General features: G+C 46.9%; 20 protein-coding genes. 17 read left to right on the forward strand and 3 right to left on the reverse strand.

Going from position 1 to position 20803, the window contains the following annotated elements; translation table 11 throughout:
- The first annotated feature begins 29 nt into the window (after window positions 1–29).
- The 5 genes from L4C42_RS01145 (at window position 30) to L4C42_RS01165 (ending at window position 5229) form a co-directional block, all read left to right on the forward strand.
- The gene (locus tag L4C42_RS01145) at window positions 30–2477 is read left to right on the forward strand and encodes a DmsA/YnfE/YnfF family dimethyl sulfoxide reductase (protein WP_353498423.1); all 2448 of its coding nucleotides are present in this window, start codon (window positions 30–32) and stop codon (window positions 2475–2477) included.
- A 10-nt stretch (window positions 2478–2487) separates the two neighbouring features.
- Window positions 2488–3102 carry a DMSO/selenate family reductase complex B subunit gene (locus L4C42_RS01150; RefSeq protein ID WP_042477459.1) on the forward strand — a complete coding sequence of 205 codons (615 nt, stop codon included), beginning with the start codon at window positions 2488–2490 and terminating at the stop codon, window positions 3100–3102.
- Window position 3103: 1 nt separating this feature from the next.
- Entirely contained in the window at window positions 3104–3946 is an 843-nt protein-coding gene (locus tag L4C42_RS01155; RefSeq protein ID WP_353498424.1) for a DmsC/YnfH family molybdoenzyme membrane anchor subunit, read from the forward strand.
- Window positions 3947–4027: 81 nt separating this feature from the next.
- Window positions 4028–4636, forward strand: a complete 609-nt coding sequence (locus L4C42_RS01160; protein ID WP_353498425.1) for a TorD/DmsD family molecular chaperone — start codon at window positions 4028–4030, stop codon at window positions 4634–4636.
- Between the two features lie 29 nt (window positions 4637–4665).
- Window positions 4666–5229 carry a 4Fe-4S binding protein gene (locus tag L4C42_RS01165; protein WP_353498426.1) on the forward strand — a complete coding sequence of 188 codons (564 nt, stop codon included), beginning with the start codon at window positions 4666–4668 and terminating at the stop codon, window positions 5227–5229.
- Between the two features lie 67 nt (window positions 5230–5296).
- On the opposite strand, the gene dbpA is transcribed toward L4C42_RS01165, so the two are convergent.
- Together dbpA and L4C42_RS01175 are read right to left on the reverse strand one after the other, a co-directional pair.
- Complete coding sequence (gene dbpA / locus L4C42_RS01170) at window positions 5297–6679, reverse strand: ATP-dependent RNA helicase DbpA (RefSeq protein ID WP_353498427.1); 1383 nt, start codon at window positions 6677–6679, stop codon at window positions 5297–5299.
- 120 nt (window positions 6680–6799) lie between these two features.
- The gene (locus tag L4C42_RS01175; protein ID WP_353498428.1) at window positions 6800–7315 is read right to left on the reverse strand and encodes a WbuC family cupin fold metalloprotein; all 516 of its coding nucleotides are present in this window, start codon (window positions 7313–7315) and stop codon (window positions 6800–6802) included.
- Window positions 7316–7497: 182 nt separating this feature from the next.
- Here L4C42_RS01175 and L4C42_RS01180 point away from each other — a divergent pair, with 182 nt between their 5' ends.
- From L4C42_RS01180 to L4C42_RS01215, 8 genes are all read left to right on the forward strand, one after another.
- Window positions 7498–7671, forward strand: coding sequence for a hypothetical protein (locus L4C42_RS01180; RefSeq protein ID WP_042498055.1), 174 nt, complete (start codon window positions 7498–7500; stop codon window positions 7669–7671).
- A gap of 215 nt (window positions 7672–7886) precedes the next feature.
- A complete protein-coding gene (locus tag L4C42_RS01185; RefSeq protein WP_353498676.1) occupies window positions 7887–8483 on the forward strand; it encodes a GTP cyclohydrolase II in 597 nt (198 codons plus the stop codon).
- A gap of 159 nt (window positions 8484–8642) precedes the next feature.
- On the forward strand, window positions 8643–9902 hold the full coding sequence (locus L4C42_RS01190; RefSeq protein WP_353498429.1) for an imelysin family protein: 1260 nt from the start codon (window positions 8643–8645) through the stop codon (window positions 9900–9902).
- Window positions 9903–9966: 64 nt separating this feature from the next.
- Window positions 9967–11364: a di-heme oxidoreductase family protein gene (locus tag L4C42_RS01195; RefSeq protein WP_353498430.1), complete on the forward strand. Its 1398-nt coding sequence runs from the start codon at window positions 9967–9969 to the stop codon at window positions 11362–11364.
- A 9-nt stretch (window positions 11365–11373) separates the two neighbouring features.
- Window positions 11374–12405, forward strand: a complete 1032-nt coding sequence (locus L4C42_RS01200; protein ID WP_353498431.1) for an imelysin family protein — start codon at window positions 11374–11376, stop codon at window positions 12403–12405.
- Window positions 12386–13507 carry a DUF1513 domain-containing protein gene (locus L4C42_RS01205; RefSeq protein ID WP_418641555.1) on the forward strand — a complete coding sequence of 374 codons (1122 nt, stop codon included), beginning with the start codon at window positions 12386–12388 and terminating at the stop codon, window positions 13505–13507. The genes L4C42_RS01200 and L4C42_RS01205 overlap by 20 nt, the downstream gene beginning before the upstream one ends.
- 88 nt (window positions 13508–13595) lie before the next feature.
- Window positions 13596–15251: a L,D-transpeptidase family protein gene (locus L4C42_RS01210; RefSeq protein ID WP_353498433.1), complete on the forward strand. Its 1656-nt coding sequence runs from the start codon at window positions 13596–13598 to the stop codon at window positions 15249–15251.
- A gap of 199 nt (window positions 15252–15450) precedes the next feature.
- A complete protein-coding gene (locus L4C42_RS01215) occupies window positions 15451–16104 on the forward strand; it encodes an MBL fold metallo-hydrolase (RefSeq protein WP_353498434.1) in 654 nt (217 codons plus the stop codon).
- Here the strand turns inward: L4C42_RS01215 and L4C42_RS01220 are convergent.
- Window positions 16101–16772: a DUF2982 domain-containing protein gene (locus L4C42_RS01220; protein WP_353498435.1), complete on the reverse strand. Its 672-nt coding sequence runs from the start codon at window positions 16770–16772 to the stop codon at window positions 16101–16103. The two genes, L4C42_RS01215 and L4C42_RS01220, sit on opposite strands and share 4 nt — an antisense overlap.
- Before the next feature lie 210 nt (window positions 16773–16982).
- Here L4C42_RS01220 and L4C42_RS01225 point away from each other — a divergent pair, with 210 nt between their 5' ends.
- The 4 genes from L4C42_RS01225 (at window position 16983) to L4C42_RS01240 (ending at window position 20775) form a co-directional block, all read left to right on the forward strand.
- Entirely contained in the window at window positions 16983–17345 is a 363-nt protein-coding gene (locus L4C42_RS01225) for a MarR family transcriptional regulator (RefSeq protein WP_112461504.1), read from the forward strand.
- Window positions 17346–17735: 390 nt separating this feature from the next.
- Window positions 17736–18830, forward strand: coding sequence for a TRAP transporter substrate-binding protein (locus L4C42_RS01230; RefSeq protein ID WP_418641551.1), 1095 nt, complete (start codon window positions 17736–17738; stop codon window positions 18828–18830).
- Window positions 18831–18938: 108 nt separating this feature from the next.
- Window positions 18939–19481, forward strand: a complete 543-nt coding sequence (locus L4C42_RS01235) for a TRAP transporter small permease subunit (protein WP_353498437.1) — start codon at window positions 18939–18941, stop codon at window positions 19479–19481.
- A 10-nt stretch (window positions 19482–19491) separates the two neighbouring features.
- On the forward strand, window positions 19492–20775 hold the full coding sequence (locus L4C42_RS01240; protein ID WP_353498438.1) for a TRAP transporter large permease: 1284 nt from the start codon (window positions 19492–19494) through the stop codon (window positions 20773–20775).
- Window positions 20776–20803: the final 28 nt, after the last annotated feature.

A 20803-nucleotide genomic window follows, 5' to 3' on the forward strand; every position in this document is an offset into this window, starting at 1 on the left:
GATGCATAACTATGACTGAGCATGTCTATATGAATAATAAACTGAAGCAATTACTGACGCCGTCGTTGACGCGTCGAGGGTTCATTAAATCCTCGTCGGCCATCGGTGGTCTCGCGGCAGCGACCAGTGCCATCTCTCTCCCCTTCAAATCTGCACACGCAGAAACCCAATCAGCACCAAGTGATGAAAAGGTTGTTTGGAGCGCTTGTACAGTTAACTGTGGTAGCCGATGCCCACTGCGCATGCACGTAGTCGATGGCGAGATCAAATGGGTCGACGCCGATAACACCGGTACCGATGATTACGTGAACAAAGATGTGCAAGTGCGCGCGTGTTTACGTGGTCGTTCAATGCGTCGCCGTGTCTACAATCCGGATCGCCTGAAATACCCAATGAAACGCATTGGTGAGCGCGGTGAAGGTAAGTTTAAGCGCATCTCTTGGGATGAAGCATACACGGAGATCGTCAATAGCCTAGATCACATCAAAAAAGAATACGGCAATGAAGCGATCTACTTGAACTATGGTACGGGTACGCTCGGCGGCACGGTTACTAAGTCTTGGCCTCCAGGTAAGTCTTTGATTGCTCGTTTGATGAATCTAACCGGCGGTTATTTGAACCACTATGGTGACTATTCGACAGCACAGATTGCTAAAGGTTTGAGCTACACCTACGGTGGTTGGGCGAATGGTAACTCCTTCTCAGATACAGAAAATAGTAAGCTGATTGTTCAGTTTGGTAATAACCCGGCTGAAACGCGCATGTCTGGCGGCGGTTTGATCCACCACTTAATTGAGAGCAAAGCGAAATCGAACGCGCGCATGATCATGATTGATCCGCGTTACAACGATACAGCAGCTGGCCACGAAGATCAGTGGATCCCAATTAAACCAGGTACGGATGCGGCATTTATTGCTGCGATGGCGCACGTGATGATCAAAGAAGACTTGGTTGACCAAGCGTTCCTAGACAAATACTGCGTCGGCTACGACGAGAAGACCCTGCCAGCGTCGGCACCAGCCAACAGTGACTACAAGTCATACATTCTTGGCCTTGGTGAAGATGGCATCGAGAAGACGCCTGAATGGGCTGCACCGATTACCGGTATTCCTGTCGATATCATTATTCAGACGGCTCGCGAAATCGGTTCAACCAAACCGTGTGCCATCTATCAAGGTTGGGGTCTGCAACGTACTCAAAACGGTGAGATTGCCTCTCGTGCTATCGCTATGTTGGCGCTGTTAACGGGCAATTTAGGTATTCATGGTGGCGGCTCTGGCGCTCGTGAGTCGGATTACAACATTCCGTTTGTTCGTTTCCCGACCCTTGAAAACCCTATTCAAACGTCTATCTCTATGTTCCTTTGGACAGATGCGATCGTGCGTGGCCCAGAAATGACGGCAACTCGCGACGGGGTGCGCGGTAAAGATAAGCTTGATGTGCCAATTAAGTTCATCTGGAACTACGCAGGTAACTGCATCATCAACCAGCACTCTGATATCAACCGTACCCACGACATCCTACAAGATGACAAAGCGTGTGAGATGATTGTGGTGATTGACAACCATATGACGTCTTCGGCTAAATATGCGGACATCATCCTACCAGACCTGACCACGTCAGAGCAGGCGGATTTCTGTATGGATGGTAAAGCGGCGAACATGCCTTACTTCATCTTTGCAGACAAAGCGATTGAGCCTCAGTTCGAAGCACGCAGCATCTACCAAATCTGTTCGGATCTTGCTGAGCGTATGGGTGTAGGTAAAGAGTTTACCGAAGGTCGCGATCAAGAAGGTTGGCTGCGTCATCTGTATGCTGAAACCTTGAAGCTAGACTCAACACTTCCGGATTTTGAAACGGTTCGCAAGCAAGGCATCGTTAAGCGCAGTGACCCGAATGGACACTATGTGGCTTACCAAGCATTCCGTGAAGATCCAGAGAACAATCCACTGACGACTCCGTCTGGCAAGGTTGAGATTTATTCTGAAGAACTAGCAAGACTAGCAGCGGAGTGGGAACTGCCAGAAGGTGATGTGATTCACCCGCTACCGATTTATGTGAGTACTTCTGAAGGCTGGGACTCGCCTCTACGTAACAAGTACCCGCTTCAATTGACCGGTTTCCACTTTAAAGCTCGCTGTCACTCAACTTACGGCAACGTTGATGTGCTTAAGCAAGCGGCTCAGCAAGAGATGTGGATCAACCCAATGGATGCAGAGCGTCGTGGAATCAAGAATGGCGATCGCATCAAGATCTATAACGACCGTGGTGAAGTTTGCATCAATGCGAAAGTGACGCCTCGAATGATGCCTGGTGTTGTGGCATTGGGCGAGGGCGCTTGGTACGCACCAGATGGCAATAAGGTGGACCACAATGGTTCAATCAACGTGTTGACGTCTCAAAAGCCAAGTCCATTGGCGAAGGGCAACCCGCAACACACCAACCTTGTCGAAGTTCAACTGGTTAAGAAGGCGTAAGGACTAACTCATGAAACAATACGGTTTTTATATCGACTCGAGTAAGTGCACTGGCTGTAAAACCTGTCAGTTGTCTTGCAAAGACTTTAAAGATTTGGGTGTCGACCGCAGTTTTCGCCGAGTGTATGAATACGCTGGTGGTAACTGGGTAGAAGAGAACGGTACCTACCGTCAGGATGTGTTCGCCTACTACACCTCTATCGCATGTAACCATTGTGATGAGCCAGCGTGTGCAAAAGTGTGTCCGTCTGGTGCGATGCACAAACGTGAAGATGGCTTTGTCATCGTAGATGAAAAGGTATGTATTGGCTGTAAACACTGTGCCAATGCGTGCCCTTACGGTGCGCCACAATACAGCAAAGAAAAAGGTCACATGACCAAATGTGATGGCTGTTTTGAGCGCGTGGCAGAGGGTTTCGAGCCGATCTGTGTCGGTTCATGCCCGCTGCGAGCGTTGGAGTTTGGCCCGATTGCTGAGCTTCGTGCCAAATACGGTACTAATGCTGATGTGGCACCGCTTCCGTCTTCGTCACTGACGAAACCTAATATTGTGATCAAGCCAAACCGTCATGCGCGTCCAACTAATGACACGACTGGTCACCTAGCAAACCCTAAGGAGGTCTAAGATGGGATGGCATGAATGGCCTTTGATTTTCTTCACTGTATTTGCACAAACCGCGGTGGGTGCATTTATCGTGATGGGTCTAATCACACTGTTTGGCAAAGCAGATGCGCACGTGAAAACGGGCATTACTCGTAACATGTTCTTTATCTGGGTGTTTATGGGGCTAGGCTTTATGGCTTCGACTATGCACTTGGGTAGCCCAATGCGTGCCATTAACGCGTTGAATCAAGTGGGTACCTCGTGGCTTTCGCGCGAGATTTTGTTTGGTTCAATGTTCTTTGGCTTGGGAGGCATCTATTGGTTGTTGTCTGTTATCGACAAGGGCAGCGAAGCGATTCGCAAAGGCTTGTTGGTCGTGGCAATGTTGATTGGTGTTGTGTTTATGTACGCAATGACCAACGTATACATCATTGATACTGTACCAACTTGGGATACGCCGTTTACCGGTCAATCCTTCGCACTAACGGCAGTGGTGTGCGGCGTGATGCTGTCACTTATTCTGATGCGTGGCGCGAAACTAGAGTGTCCTAAGCTTGGTAAGATCACGGCGATTGTTGCATCTGTTGCAGGCCTAGCGCTTGTGATGACGACGATATCTATGATGGGTTCACTACCTAGTATCCATTCAGCAATCGTATCAGCCGCTGAGCTTGTGCCAAACATGGCAGAAATTCAGAACCTACGTTTTGTGTTGGTATTTGCTGGTATTGCTGCTTGGGTTTGGGCAATGCGCTCTGAATCGCGCTCAATGCCAATCGCGGTGGTGGGTTTTGCAATGGTTATGGTTGCAGAGCTCATTGGTCGCAGCGTGTTCTTCGGTCTTCACATGACCGCTGGCATGTAATGAGTGAAGAGGGTAGGCGCTTGTGCCTACCCTCTATTACACTCAACTTTATTGTTTAGAATAACTTGGTAATCTCAGTTCATGTCACAATCAGACGTTATTGATCTTCAAAGCCTTCAGACCATGGCCAAGGTGTTTGGCTCACTTTTGTACTTCCCGCTTACTGATAGCAACAACCAAACTTTGATTAAAGCTCTTTCGGAAGATGAAGCGCTGGAGAACAGCGATATTCAAGCCTGGTGTAAAACAGCGCTAACAGAATTGCCAGAAGCACTAAATCAAGACTTCTTCTTGCTGTTTGAAGGCGGAGAGGTGATGTTGGCACCGCCTTGGGGCTCTGTGTATACCGACAAAGAAGAAGTGATTTTTGGTGACAGTACCGTTGCCTATCGCCAGTTCTTGCGTGAGTACGGCATTGAGCTTGATACAGGCATGCGCGAGCCAGAAGACCAGATTGGTTTGATGTTGTTTGCGGTTAGCCAACTTATTGAGCAACAACAAGATGTCGAAACGGTTAAAACGTTACTGACCGAGCACTTGCTAACGTGGTGTTACCGCTACTTTGAATTGGTACAACAGCATGCCCAAACCCAAAGCTACAAACAGTTGGCAGGCTTGGTTTCTCTATGGTGTGAAGTGGTACAGGATGTGCTCGACATTACGCCTAATGCTGTGAAGCTGTATCGTTAAAAAATACACCCATCTATGGTGAGAATATTATGAGTCGTGATGAGCAATACGTAAAAGCCTATATGGAGCACAAGACGATAAGCCGCCGTGGTTTGTTTCGCGCTCTGACAAATGGCGCGACTCGTAATCCGACGGAGACTGATGACTCTCTTGCGTCAAAGTTGAATGCTGAAAAGGTAGTTAGAGTGCTACCAAGACCGCCAAAAGCGATTGACGAGGTACTGTTTCAGCAAATCTGCGACGGCTGTGGTGAATGTCAAAAGGTTTGCCCTGAACAGGTTATTTCTATCCAAGGTGGGTTGGCGCAGCTAACGCTGGACTATGGGTATTGCAGTCAGTGTGAAGAGTGCGGTAAAAGCTGTCCAACAGGCGCATTGCACGGAAGTGTAATGGATAACGGCTTGCGACCAAGCTTTTTAGAAAGCTGTCAAAACGCACTGTTTGGCGATTGTTATTTGTGTCAGGAAGCATGTCCTCAAGACGCCATAGAACTGGAAGACTTGAGTTTACCCACCGTAAGTGAAAGCAAGTGCGATGGATGCGGACGTTGCAAGCAAGGCTGTCCATTTTCATCCATCGCTCTATCTCTATAAAGCTGGGTCTCTATAAAGCCGAGCCTCTATAAAGTATTGACGCTATAGAGCTCGGCCTCTATTAACGTCACGCTTTAATGATACGAGCGCGGAAGTTACGCCCCTTCATCTTGCCGTTAGTGATTTTACCCAGCGCTTTCTTCGCAATGGATGTTTCTACCGCAACGTAAGCGTTCATAGGGAACATATTGATCTTACCGATCTGGTTGCCTGATAGAGTCTTGTCGCCCGTCAACGCACCTAGAATATCCCCAGGACGTAGCTTCTGCTTTTTGCCACCTAGAATCTGAATTGTGGTCATCGTTGCCTGATAAGGGCGGTTTGATGATGCTGGTGGTAGCGTGCTTGGCTCAATAGGCAAATCTAAGTACTCATCGATGCGTGCTACACGATAAAACTCTTTCTCACTGTAGAAGCTAAATGCCAAGCCTTTGTTTCCCGCACGACCAGTACGACCGATACGGTGCACATGCACTTCAGGGTCACGTGATAGCTCGTAGTTGAATACAGCGTCAAGGTTGTCGACATCAAGGCCACGTGCAGCAACATCGGTTGCGACAAGGATAGAAACACTCTTGTTAGCAAACTGAACCAGTGCTTGGTCGCGGTCACGTTGTTCTAGGTCACCATGAATATCAATGACGCTAAAGCCGCGATGGTGAAGCTCATCCGCCACATTCTGCACTTCTTTCTTAGTGTTACAGAACACAACCGCAGACTCTGGTTGGTGTGTTAGTAATAGAGTTTCTAACGCGTTGTCACGCTCTTCTGTGGTATCAGTTTGATAGAAGAACTGCTTGATGCTTGAATGATCGTGTTTGCTCTCTACCTTCACAACCTCAGGCTGCTTCATTACCGTTGATGCAATGGTTTGAATCTGCTCTGGGAAGGTTGCACTGAATAGTAGCGTTTGACGATTGCTTGGCGCTTCACCGATGATGGCATCGAGTGCGTCTTTAAAGCCCATTTCCAGCATGCGATCGGCTTCATCCAACACCAATGTATTGAGCTCTTCAAGGTTGATACGACCTTTTTCAAGGTGATCAAGGATACGACCTGGTGTACCGACGAGAATATGAGCGCCGTGCTCCAGAGAGCCAATTTGCGGCCCCATTGGCATTCCGCCACATAGCGTTAGCACTTTGATGTTGTGGATACCACGAGCTAGGGTACGGATTTCTTTTGCAACCTGGTCAGCAAGTTCACGCGTTGGGCAAAGCACCAATGATTGCACACGAAAACGCTTTACGTTGAGGTTGGCAAGTAGGCCAAGTGAGAATGCCGCCGTTTTACCTGAACCGGTTTTTCCTTGACCGATGATGTCTTTACCATCGAGGATTTTTGGTAGTGAGTCTGCTTGAATCGGTGTCATTTTAGCGTAGCCAAGGCTATCCAAAGTGCTCAGTAATTCAGTAGGTAGATTTAGTGTGGAAAATGCCGGAGTGGTCACGAGGTATCCTCAGTCAGCGTTAGGGAGCGAGTATTATCAACATTATGGTCGATGTTACCAGCAAAAACATGGCTGACGGAGGACATTTAACCAGCGAAGTGATCAGGTTACCTGTGAAGGTTACGCTGGTAGCGCTGTTCTCATCCAGTCGCGGTACTCATTAGCGCCGTCTTCACCTTCTGCAGGAGACCAAGGCGCGAAATCTTCTTGAGGCGTTGGGATGTAAGCCCCTTCTTTGATTTCTAGACCGACAGTACCAGACTCCATGCATGCATAACCGTGCCATGTACCTGGTGGAATTTCGATAGCGCGGTTGGTTTCTGGTGATAGGCTGTGACGCTGAACTACGTTGCCTTCGTCATCGAAAATAAGTAGATCAAGTTGACCTTTAAGTACCAAAAACAGCTCCCATTTGTGCTCTTCACGGTGGCGGTGAGGGCGCATGTAAGTTTCTGGCTCAGTTGAAATGAACAGGCGCTGCACACCCGCGTCCAATTGTTCGTGTAGGTTGTGATGGCTGCGCTTGCGCGGTGCTTGTTTCGCGTTTTCAGAAAACGTGTCGAAGTCTTGGTTACTGATGATTTTCAACATTGCTTTTACTTTATTAGTTGGTGTGCCGTTATTGTACAGTGGCATCAAAAAAGTTCAGCACAAAAATAGCGCTATCGTCCGGGCAAGGTTAAATTTTAGAAAAAACTATGAAAAACGTAGGCAAAATGTGATTGCAGTTCCAGAGATTGGTAAAAAAGCTGTACGATCTGATCAGAATGGTATGATGCCTAAGCATCGGAGTGTCTTAAACGTAAGGTGGAACAGCAGTGGAAGCAGTGATCAGCCAATTAAAAAAAGACTTTTACGCGCACCTTCAATCTTCAAATGGTGCTAGCGCATCGAGTACCTCGAAAACTATGTCTTTGCTAACGAAAGAAGAATTGGCAGAGCTGGAAAACGTTTGGGTTCAGCTAGCAGTATGGAAGCAAAAGCAAGCTTAATCAGCGTATTAACTCCAACAAATTCTAAGCCCTGAGTGATTCACTCGGGGCTTTTTTCATTTTACAAAAGCACCAATTGTTATAATATAACATTTTCCTTGGTGATCTTATTGTTGAAAAGTGCGGTATTAGCCCCCATAGTTCCCATATTGGAGAAACAGACTATGGCTGAGATAAGCTCACTGATAGCCTCAGAAAATCTAGTAGGAAATACGATGGCGGAAGTACGTGCCAGAATAGAATTAAAAGTCGGTGCAAAAAGCGACATCGACGCGGAAATGCTCTCTTTTCGCGGCTTAGAGACCGACAAAGAACACGTTGCTATTATCTTTAAAGCAGCAGACAAAGACCAAGCGCTACCTTTAGTGCGAATGCACTCTGAGTGTTTGACGGGGGATGTATTCCACTCGTCTCGTTGTGACTGTGGTGAACAGCTCGAAGAGACCATCCAAAAGATGGGGCGTGAAGGTGGCATCATCTTATACTTGCGCCAAGAGGGGCGTGGTATTGGTTTGTACAACAAGCTAGATGCCTACAAGCTTCAGTCTGAAGGCATGAACACATACGAAGCGAACAACCATCTTGGATTTGGTGATGATTTACGTGATTTCACCGAAGCGGCTCAAATGCTCAAAGCATTAGACATTTACTCAATTCGCTTAGTTACCAATAATCCCAAGAAAATCCGCGAGCTGCGCGAGCATGGTATTAATATCGAAGATGTCGTTAACACCAGTGCTCACGTGAAAGATGGTAATGAAAGCTACCTAAAGGCCAAAGTCTCACACGGTAAGCATCATCTCGAGCTCTAGGGTAGCTTGTTAACATTTTGAATAAAAACCTCACACATGTGAGGTTTTTTTGTATTCACTGTTGAAAATAAATTGTAACTAGGTATTATCGCGGTTGATAGTGTTAATGATAACTATTCGCACTAAATAATAAGAATTAAGCTCAACAAGGATGCTTTCATGAATGTAACAACCGCAGTGAAGGGCGCAATTGCCGCCTCGTTTCTTATCACGTCTACCTCTGCTTTTTCAGCAGTCACTAAAGATCAAGTTGTCGAGCATTACGCCGATCTTGCTCATGCTGTGTTTACTGATGCGCGTATTACAGCGCAAGAGTTAGACACATCAATTAACACATTTTTAGCTTCTCCATCGGAAAAAGGCCTTGCTGATGTGAAACAAGCTTGGCTTGCTTCACGCGTTCCGTATCAGCAAACAGAAGTGTTCCGCTTTGGAAACTCGATTGTTGATGATTGGGAAGGTCAACTCAATGCTTGGCCTCTTGATGAGGGACTTATCGACTACGTAAGTAGTGACTATCAGTACGAACTTGGCAATGAAGGCGCACAGGCGAACATTGTTGCTAACAAAACTCTTAAGATTGGTGCAACTACATTAGATGTTGCGAGTATTACTCCTCAAGCTATTGCAGATCTAAACGAAGTCGGTGGCTCAGAGGCTAACGTGGCGTCTGGCTACCACGCCATTGAGTTTCTTTTGTGGGGTCAAGACCTGAACGGCACTAATGCAGGTGCCGGAGAGCGTCCTTACACGGATTACGTTGTAGGTGAAGGTTGTACAAATGGTAATTGTGAGCGTCGTGCTGAGTACCTAAAAGCGGCTTCTGTTCTTTTGATTCAAGATCTTCAGTGGATGGAAAAGCAATGGTCTGCATCAGAGAAAGAGAACTACCGTACAGAGCTTCTTGCTGACAAAGCCGACAATGGTCTACGTAAAATGCTGTTTGGTATGGGCTCGCTATCGCTGGGTGAACTGGCAGGTGAGCGTATGAAAGTGGCACTAGAGGCAAACTCAACAGAAGATGAGCATGATTGTTTCTCTGATAACACTCACAACTCTCACTACTATAACGAGCAGGGGATCTACAACGTCTACACCGGTACCTATGTGCGTGCTGACGGCACGTTAGTTGATGGTCCAAGCATTGCTAACCTTGTAGAGCAAAAAGATAAGAGCGCAGCGAAAGAGATTCAAAAGCAGTTGGATTTGGCTCGCGCTCAAGTAGGCAAACTTGTCACTTCTGCAGAAAAAGACAACCAGTACTTTGACCAACTGATCGCCTCAAGCAACCCACAAGGCAACCAACTTGTGAATGAGACGATTATTGCACTTGTTGCTCAAACAGGTTCAATAGAACGTGCTGCGGGTATTGTAGGTATTGATAGCCTTAGCCCAGATACAGCTGACCACGAGTTCTAATCATAATAAAAATCTATGAAATGGGGGCGCTTGCCCCCTTTGTTGTTCTATTTGTGAGTGCTGTATGTCTAGATCAAACATCATCTGGGTTGCGCTTTTTGCGCTAATCTCCACGTCCGTTTTTGCAGAGTCGACTCCTAGCCGTCTTTCTGGTGGCAAAACTACGGTTAAAAAAAACGGTGCCAACGCCTTTTCAATGCCAGCGGCTAACTTGCCGATGAGCAAACGTCTCGATTTTAGTGTCGGAAACAGTTTCTTTCGAAACCCTTGGGTTCAAGCGCCCGCATCGACGGATGCTCGTGATGGTCTAGGGCCTTTATTCAATACTAATGGATGTCAAAACTGCCACATAAAAGATGGTCGTGGACACCCACCAGAGCAGAACGACCAGCATGCGGTGTCAATGTTAGTTCGCCTGAGTATTCCTGCAACGACGGAAGCACAAAAACAAGCAGTAAAAATGTCAGGTGTGATTCCTGAGCCAACTTATGGTGGTCAGCTTCAAGACTTTGCTCTTCCTGATATGGCGCCTGAAGGCCAAATACACATTACTTATGACGACGTCGCGATGCGATTTGAAGATGGCACCACGGTGATGCTTCGTAAGCCAAACTTAAAGATCGTTGAACTTGCTTATGGAGATATGCATCCAGATGTAATGATGTCAGCTCGCGTCGCTCCACCTATGATCGGCCTTGGGTTGCTTGAATCCATTCCTGAATCGACCATCCTAGAGTTTTCTAAGCAGCAACAACAGGACACAACGTCTGTTGCTGGTATTCCTAACTATGTGCTTGATGTACGAACTAAAGAGATGAGCCTAGGACGATTTGGCTGGAAAGCGGGACAGCCGAACCTAATGCAGCAAAATGCGGCGGCATTCAACGGTGATGTTGGCTTAACAAGTGCATTGTTTACAGAAGAAAACTGCACTGATAAACAAGATTTGTGCACCGAGAGCCTAAGTGGCGGCGATCCTGAGGTAAGCGACAACATTCTTGATTTTGTTGAGTTCTATACACAGCACCTTGCCGTTCCACAGCGTCGTAATATTGATAACTCAGAGGTGCTAGCTGGAGAAGCACTGTTTAAAAGAGTGGGTTGTGACAACTGTCATCGAACCAGTATCCAAACGGCGAAACGCGAAGGCTTACCTGCTTTGTCGAATCAGACAATTCATCCTTATACAGACATGTTATTACACGATATGGGGGAGGGGCTTGCTGATGGTCGTCCGGAATACGCTGCATCTGGCTCGCATTGGCGAACGCCACCACTATGGGGTATTGGGTATACCGAAGAAGTGAATGGTCACACGTATTTTCTTCATGATGGCCGTGCTCGTAACTTAACCGAGGCCATTTTATGGCACGGCGGTGAAGCTCAAACTTCAAGAAATCAGGTGCTAGCAATGAGCAAGAAAGAGCGTGAAGCGCTGCTTGCTTTCTTAAATTCGCTATAGGGAACAGTGATGTATTATCAAAAATCAGTGACCATTGCGGCTTTAGTTCTACTGGCAGGGTGTCAATCATCAACCAGTACAGACAAACTGCGTCCTCAATCGAGCAATCACCAAAGCCAAGGTGTGTATGAGATCCAGTTTGAATCTGCTCTGCGCTTTAATGATTCTATGCTCAAACTTCGCAACCAATCTGCGCGTTATTGCGAGTCTCAAAGCAGCCTAAAAGATGTGAAAATTGCTTGGCAGCAGGGGATGGAGAGCTGGATGCATCTTCAAGGGCAGGAGCGAGGTCCCTCAGAAGCGCTTGAACAAAACTGGAACATTCAGTTTTGGCCCGATAAAAAAAATACCACAGGCCGCAAGATGGCTACGGCGATCAAAACCAAGAGTTGGGATATGACGTCGATTCAATCTCAGAGCGTGACAGTTCAAGGGCTTGGCTCTGTGGAATGGCTGTTATATGACGGTGCCTCAAGCATGAGTGAAGGTGGTAAGGAAGATTGTAGCTTGCTTAAAGCGGTTACTGACTCTCTGGTCGATCGTTCAAACACTGTTTTGCAGGCTTGGATCACAAACCCATGGGCCGAGTTAGATACCAAAGCATGGCATGCGGAATATTTAGCGTTACTCACCAATCAGCTTGATTACAGCATGAAGAAGCTGTCTCGTCCGCTTGCGAAAATTGGCGCACCACGTCCGTATTTTTCAGAATCTTGGCGCGCTAAAACTTCGCTGTCGAATCTAAAAGAAAACCTAGTGGCAATGCAGGCTTTGTATTTGGCCGAAGGAAGTGGTCTTGACTCCATTCTGAGAGATAAAGGCGATGAAGCACTCGCTGACGATATTGCTCAGCAGTTCCAAGATACGCTAGAAACATGGCCACAAGAATCGAGTCTATTTGATATGTTGCAAACTAAATCGGGTTACCGAACCGCTTTGGCGCAGTTCAACAAGCTGGAGCAGCTCAAATATTTGATTGGTGAAGAAGCGGCTATAAATCTGGGTGTTGTTATAGGGTTCAATGCAACAGATGGCGATTGATAGAGCTAAGCGTAATCTAGCTAAAGCATTGGCAATGGGGACGCTTTCGCCCTCATTGCTAGCGGGCTGTGTAACGAATAGCACTGCGGCTAAGAGCAACGTTGAACTAGGCTGCATGAATACAAACCAAGTATTGATTGGTGGAGCGATTCGTCGCCAAGGTCAATTTGAGGCCGTGGTTTACTCTCAACTGGGGCAGTTTCAACATCATATCCCTTTGCCAGCGAGAGGACATGGGGTAGCGATAGCACCATCAAAGCATCACGCTGTGATGTTTGCTCGTCGTCCCGGCAGTTATGCGATGGTTTTTGACTATCGAGATGGAGAAGAAAAGGCACTCATTCCTGCGGAAAACAATCGTCACTTTTACGGTCATGGGGTGTATTCAAACGATGGTCGTTGGTTATACGCTACTCAAGGAGAGCGTGCGACAAGCCGAGGCATTATTGGTGTATACGATGCCGAGAATAGCTACAAAAAAGTTGCCGAGTTTTCTGGGTTTGGGGTCGGTCCGCATGAAATCATTATTATGTCTGATGGCCGGTTGGTAGTTGGTGTCGGCGGGGTTCATACTCAAGGGAGAACACCGATTAATTTAGCAACAATGAAGCCAAGCCTTAGCTATTTGTCAGGCAATGGGGAGTTGCTTGATCAAGTGATGCTGCCAGATCACCATAAGAGTATTCGGCATTTGGCTCATGATGGCGAGCAAACCGTGCTGTGTGGTCAGCAGTATCGAGGCGAGCCAGATGATTATGTTCCATTAGTTGCCATGCATCGAACTGGTGAGTCTCTGGTTGAGCTCGGTGGTGAACCAGAGCAGTGGGCGCGCTTCAACCATTATGTGGCGAGCATCGCGGCAACAGATTCTCATATCTTAGCGACATCGCCACGGGGCAATTGTTATGGTATTTGGGACAAATCCTCTCTCGATCTTTTAGAGATCAATGTGTTGCCGGATGCCTCTGGCGTGGTGGTTAAAAATGACCAGTTTTATGTAAGTTCTGGCGTTGGAAAGGTCGTAAAAATAAATGCGGATCTCACCAAGAATGCCTTTGTCTCGGGGATTCAATGGGATAACCATTGGAGTGCTATCACATAAATGAGACGCTAACTGGTTTAAAATAAATTAGCACTTTCCAAAGTGTGATTTCTGCCATACTTAAGACTCTGTCTAAGGAGGTGGGTAGATGCGAAACTGGTTAATTTTGCCGAGTATATTGATCTCGGCATTGTCAAGTTCAGTCGCCGTTACAGCGGCGCCAGACCAGCTCGTGTCTGATTCTAGTGAACTTACCTCTTATTCTGTTAAACATATTGAACCGATTCTGAAATCGAGCTCAGCAGAAGCCTCTGAAAAGATTGAATCGATGCCTAGCATCGACAGCGAGTTCCTTTATCCACAACTGGTGGAATATGTCTATTCTCGCCTAGAACGAGCAACGCTTTGGGCGGATGTTGAGCTGAATGCTCAAGTTAACCTTCAACTTGATGTCGTACGGTTGGCTGGTTTTAGTCCGGTGTTCGAACATCGTGTCGCTTTAATGCAAGCTGCCTATCAGCAGCAGGATGCTGCTTTATATGACAGACTGACCACCGACACGTTTCTGCTTTACATGAGCTATGTCGCTGCTGCGGCGGATAAAGGCAAAGAGTGGTATTTCACTACCGATTTGAATGAGGTGATGCCAAGGCCTTCTGCGACGGAAGTAGATTTGTTGGTCTCTGCCTTTGAGGCTGGTACGGAATCGGAATATGTTTTAAGTCTCGCCTCACCAATGCTTAAACAGCCAGGGTTTGAAAACGCCTATATTGACCTGGTTGTTAAGTCTCAACTGGATACGCCATTGTACGAACAAACGGGATTATTGCGCATGGGGGACGTGCTGATGCCGCAACAATATGAGTTGCTGGTCGAACGTTTACAAGCGTCGGACGTCGAGGTGTTGATTCGCGATGATTATATGTTTGATGAGTCGCTAGATTTTGCAGTGCGCGAGTTTCAGCGTCTCTATGGACTTAATGACGACGGAATTATTGGGCCAAATACTGTCGAATGGTTGAATAAGTCTTCCGATGACAAACTTAGGATCTTAGCGTTGAACTCAGAGCGCTCCCGTCTATGGCCAGAGCAGCGTCAAAACATCATTTTGGTTAACGTGCCGAGCTTTCAGCTCAAATATTGGGATGAAGGTGAAACGCGATTCGAGTCGAGAGTCATTGTCGGTAGAACCAGTCGTCAAACTCCCATCTTTGAAACCAAAATGGATTCATTGATCTTGAATCCTACCTGGAATGTACCATGGAAGATCATGGTGAAAGACATTATTCCTAAAGTAAAGCGTGATCCGACCTATTTATTTTCTCAGCGCTTCGAAATTTTGGAAGGCTGGAATAACCAGAACAGGATTGATCCAACTATGATCAATTGGAGCGAGGTCAACGCTAGGCGATTTCCATATCGAATGCGCCAGAAAGCCGGTGAGCTCAATGCGCTCGGCCAATACAAGTTCAACACACCGAATGCGCAAGCCATTTTCTTGCACGACACGCCAAGTAAGCATTTGTTTGATGAAAGTTTACGTGCGTTTAGCTCGGGTTGTGTCCGGGTCGAACATGCAGACCAATTTGCTGAAGTGTTGCTAGAGGTGCAGGGTAAGAGTTTAGAAGATGTCGCGTCCTCGCGTCCCAATAAAGCCATTGCCTTTAAGGAGCGAATTCCGGTGCACATTATCTATCAAACAGCTTGGCTCGTAGACGGTAAGGCACACTTCCGCGGTGACGTCTACCGTTACGATGACAAGCGCAACCCAGTAGAAGAGGCTGCCTTATCGAGTAATCGATAATCAAACAAACCTCACTTTGATAAAGAGCCATCGTGCCAGTTTTGCCACGGTGGCTTTGTTGTCTCTGAAATATAATGGTAACGAGTAGGGCATCGTCTAATCACTGTCTTGATTTTCACTGTTTGGCCAGCGGCACAGACTTGTTATTCTTCTATGACAGTGTCATAGTCGCCTCAGTTTACAAAATATAGGGTTTATCATGAGTCTTAAGTATCAAATCGTACCGGTCACTACCTTCGCGCAAAACTGCTCTATTGTATGGTGTGACGAAACTATGAAAGGTATTGTGGTTGATCCAGGTGGTGACGTAAAACAGTTGCTAGCCTTGGTTGAACAGCTTGGCGTAACGATTGAGAAGCTAGTTTTGACTCACGGTCACCTTGATCATGTTGGTGGTACGGTAGAGATGTCCGAGTCTCTTAAAGTGGACATTATCGGCCCGCATAAAGCGGACAACTTCTGGCTTCAAGGTTTGGAAGGTCAAAGTCAAATGTTTGGCTGGCCATTAACGGAAGCGTTTGAGCCAACTGAGTGGCTAGACGAAGGCGATGTGGTTACTTTTGGTAATGAATCTCTAAGTGTTTACCACACGCCGGGTCACACACCAGGTCACGTGTGCTTGTTTAATGAAGACGCTAAGGTCGCGTTTGTCGGTGATGTTCTGTTCAATGGCAGCATCGGTCGTACTGACTTCCCTCAAGGCGATCATGCAACACTGATAAACTCGATAAAAACCAAGTTGTGGCCACTGGGTAATGATGTGAAATTTGTACCAGGACACGGCCCAGAGTCTACGTTTGGTCGTGAGCGTGTCTCTAATCCCTACGTTGCTGATGAGATGCCTCTTTACTAAACCTCACTCCGGCTTGCCGCTGCTTGATAGCGGCGAGCCAATCCCACAAAATCTTCTCCTGCTCTATCTAAATCCGCTTCGGCAATAAATACGTCGTATCCGTAAAACTCTCTTTGATGTTTCATACGATTGGCAAGCATGGCCAGAAGTCCTTTGTATTCGATGCCGCGCTCATCGACAAAGGGTTCAGCGTCGAGAACAATGTCTTCAAAGCTCTTGGCCGGTGAGGTTTGCTGTACGCCGATATAAAGTAGTGCACGTTGGCTAAGTAGAATATCGGTGGCAATACGCGGACAGATGGCATCCAAGTAGGGACCATATTCTTTCACTCGAAGCCCAATCCAGGGAAGGGGCTTATGCCAGCCCTCTTGATGTTGAGTACAGATCCCAATTCTCTCGACATTCGCCCAACGAAGAACCCAGCCACCCTTAAACAAATGCTGTTGAAGATGAGAGTTGGTTAGGGTAAACGTGACGCGACTTTTTTGTAGCATAAGGTAAGCAAATCCCGACACACTTGCGAAAATGGCAATGAACAGCCAGGCGTGCTCCCAAGAAGGTGAGAGTAACAAAAAGCAGAAACACACCAACGCGCCCACGCCAGCCAACAGCCTGACAGTAGGAGAGTCCCAAGTATAGTGGTGATTGCTAAGATGTAATGTGTCCATAATCGGTGCCATCAATGAATACTAATCTCACTTTATACTGGTGAAACAACCACAAAGTTTATTGTTTAAATAATAGTCATTGTTGGCTCGGGACGGCATTTTTGTCTCGAGTTTGTGTCAAGACCCTACAAAAGCATTCAAAATTTTGGTATAAAACGCGCTTCAAATTTTGACCACTGCCTTGATGCAGTGAATTGGAGAGAAAACTCGATGAGACTTGCTCATAAGCGCAAAGTGCAAGCAAAATTGCAAAAGCGCATTAAAGCGGTAGTTGCCAACACAGCCGCTGCAACAAAAACAGCAAAGCCTGTTGTAGCAAAAGCACCTGTAGTTGAAACCGCAACTGCGACAAAAAAAGTTGATGTAGCCCTAACTCCTAAACAGCAACAAGTGCTAGACATCGTTGCTAACAACGCTGAAGGCATCAACCCGAAAGGTATCGGCCTTGCGGCTGGCCAAGAAGATGCGAAAGCAGCCTCTTGGGCAACTGGCGCTCTAAAGAAACTTCTTGAAGAAGGTTTGGTGGCTAAAGAGCAGCTAGCGGGCAACAAAGTGATCTACAAAGCGCTATAAGCGTTCACTTTACCCAATTTCAAAAAGACCCCTTTCGAGGGGTTTTTTTGATCCTGTCGTTTGGAAAATTGGGAGATGTTAGCGACAGATGTCACAAAAGTAGCCATCCTGTAATATCTTGCTGATAATAAATGCGTACGTGTTTGTCTCGTTCTAGATTTCTTTCTGAACACTCTAACCTGTTGATTTTTATTTGTCTTGAGTAACTACCTCGTTTATCACCTACGTAGTAATACGTAATACCAAGGTCGAAGTCGATCTGTTGATAATCTTATTACTGCGTGCTCGCACTAATACACCTTGCTGGGTTTTCCATCCATAGTTATCTGGAATGTGAAACTTGGAGTCAGTTACTGACTTCAAAAAGGAACCTACTCAAGGAACTGAATAATGAGTCTAATCAAGAAATCAGTATCACGTGTCATGAAGAGCACGGCTATCGTAGCTGCAACCTGCCTAGCGTTTGTTGCTGGAAATGCCAGCGCTGACGATAAAGTCTATCGCCTAAAACTTGCAGAAACTTGGGGGCCAAACTTCCCAATTTTCGGTGATGCAACGAAGAACATGGCGAAAATGGCCGAAGAAATGTCGAACGGTCGTCTGCAAATTCGCATCGATTCGTCTAACAAACACAAAGCGCCGTTCGGTGTGTTTGATATGGTGAAATCTGGTCAGTACGACATGGGCCACTCTGCGTCATACTACTGGAAAGGCAAGGTGCCAAATACCCTCTACTTTACAACGATGCCTTTTGGTATGACGGCACCTGAGCAGTATGCGTGGTTCTACCACGGCGGTGGTATGCAGTTGATGGAAAAAGTGTATGACCCACATAACTTGCTGTCTTTCCCTGGTGGTAACACTGATGTACAGATGGGCGGTTGGTTCCAGAAAGAGATCAACAGCGTAGAGGACTTGCAAGGTCTGAAAATGCGTATCCCAGGCTTCGCGGGTGAAATCCTAGCTGAAGTTGGCGCTAAACCAACGAACATCGCATCGGGTGAATTGTACACATCTCTAGAGCGTCGCACGATTGACGCGCTTGAGTGGGTAGGCCCTTCACTTGACCTTCGTATGGGCTTTCACAAAATTGCTCCGTACTACTACACAGGTTGGCATGAGCCAGCAACAGAGCTTCAGTTCCTAGTTAACAAACGTACTTGGAATAAGCTTCCGGATGACCTGAAAGCGATTCTACAAATCGCAATGAAGACAGCCGCGTACGACATGTACATCCAATCGACTCACGAAAGTGGTAAGAACTGGGCGACTATCCAAACTGATTACCCTGACGTGAAAGTGAAAGACTTCCCGAAAGAAGTTATGGATGCGCTTCGTGATGCCAACGACAAACTGCTTAAGCAACACGCCGACAAAGATGAGATGGCGAAAGAGATCCAAGCATCACAAGCAGCTTACCTAGAGCAAGTGCGTTCTTGGACTGATATCGCGTCGAAAGCTTACCTAAACAAGTTCGACGACTAACCCCCCAACTCAAGTGGCGTAGCTCCTGCGCCACTTTCTTTTTACACCCATTGTCATACGCCCTAATCATAACTATTAACGAATCACGGCGGATAGGCGGAAAGTTGTATGCGTAGTTTAATTTATATCGAAAGACTGTTTAACAAGATAGCCGATGTGCTCGGGTGGCTATCCAGTATTCTTTTTCTTCTTCTGTTAGCAAACGTGGTTTATGACGTTGTCATGCGCTACGTCTTTAATGATGTGTCGATTGCCTTCCAAGAAATGGAGTGGCACCTGTTTTCAGCGGTGTTCTTATTAGGTGTGCCTTATGCCATAAAAGCGGGCGGTCACGTTCGTGTGGATGTGTTCTATGAGCGCTTATCTATGAAGGCGCAGGCCATTATCGACTTACTCGGCACCTTTATCTTTTTGTTCCCATTTTGCCTATTGGTCGCTTGGTACGGTATCGACTTTGCGAAAGAAAGTTTTGAGCTTGGTGAAACTTCCGGTGACCCAGGTGGCTTACCTTATCGTTGGGTGATTAAAGCGATGATCCCATTGTCCTTCTCATTTATGGCGATTGCTGGCTGCGGATTGGTGCTTCACTCATTGAACAAGTTGTTTAATCCGCATTTGATGTACGCAAAGTCTTCCGACGCTAAAGAATAAGGACGTTCTCATGATCGGTATTGTGATGTTTTTTGTAGCCTTGTTCGCGCTACTACTTGGTTTCCCTGTCGCCTTCACCTTTGGTGGCATTGCATTAATTTTTGGTGTTTGGGCTGAAGGCATGGAGATGTTTGCCTTTATGCCATATCGAATTCAATCCATCATGGAGAATACGGTACTCATGGCGGTGCCTCTGTTTGTCTTCATGGGGTTGGTGCTTCAAAAGACGCGCTTAGCAGAGCAGCTTTTAGAGTCAATGGGGCGCTTATTTGGTGGTGTGCGAGGCGGAATTGCTATCTCTACGGTGCTGGTGGGTGCATTGCTGGCCGCATCAACGGGTGTGGTTGGTGCTTCTGTTGTAGCAATGGGTCTTATCTCTCTGCCTGTCATGCTTAAGTACAATTACGACAAAGGGCTTGCCTGCGGTACGATTTGCGCATCGGGTACCCTTGGACAAATCATTCCGCCTTCTATCGTACTCATCTTGCTTGGTGATGTGTTGGGTGTGCCGGTTGGCGATCTATTCCAAGCGGCGCTGTGGCCGGGGTTTGTTCTAGTTGGCGCCTACGTACTCTATATTCTTATCTATGCCAAGCTGAACCCAGAGAGCGCGCAGCCAATCCCACGTGATGAGTCTATTTCACGCTCAGAAGAGGTGAAAACGGCACTTAAAGCTATAATTCCACCTTTGGCGCTGATCGTAGTCGTACTGGGCTCGATATTCGCCGGTATTGCGACGCCAACAGAGTCTGCAGCACTGGGCGGCGCTGGTGCGATTGTGTTGGCTGTGCTTTATCGTCAATTTAGCTGGAGCATGCTTTACGATGCGTCCAAAGAAACGGTAAAAGTGACGGCGATGGTGTTCGCAATCTTGCTTGGTGCGACCGCTTTCTCAATGGCGTTTACCTACACTGGCGGCGATATGCTGGTGGAAGAGTGGATGCTAGAAATTCCAGGTGAAAAATGGGGCTTCTTGATCATCACTATGCTGGTTATCTTGATCCTTGGTTTCTTCATCGACTTCGTTGAAATCTGCTTCATCATCGTACCTATGATTGCGCCAGTCGCCGAGCTGATGGGTATCAACATGACGTGGTTTGCAATCTTGATTGCGATGAACCTACAGACCTCGTTCTTAACACCACCATTTGGATTTAGCCTGTTTTATCTTAAGGGAGTGGCGCCAAATGGAGTCACGACACGTGATATCTATCGAGGCGTGATGCCATTCATCGCGATACAGATAGTGGTGCTAGCTTCTCTCCTCATCTTCCCAGAATTCTATGGAATGTGATCGCCTTGGCGTAAGCTCAGCATAGCGT

Source organism: Vibrio wakamikoensis (genome assembly GCF_050337275.1).
Classification (GTDB): Bacteria; Pseudomonadota; Gammaproteobacteria; order Enterobacterales; family Vibrionaceae; genus Vibrio; species Vibrio chaetopteri.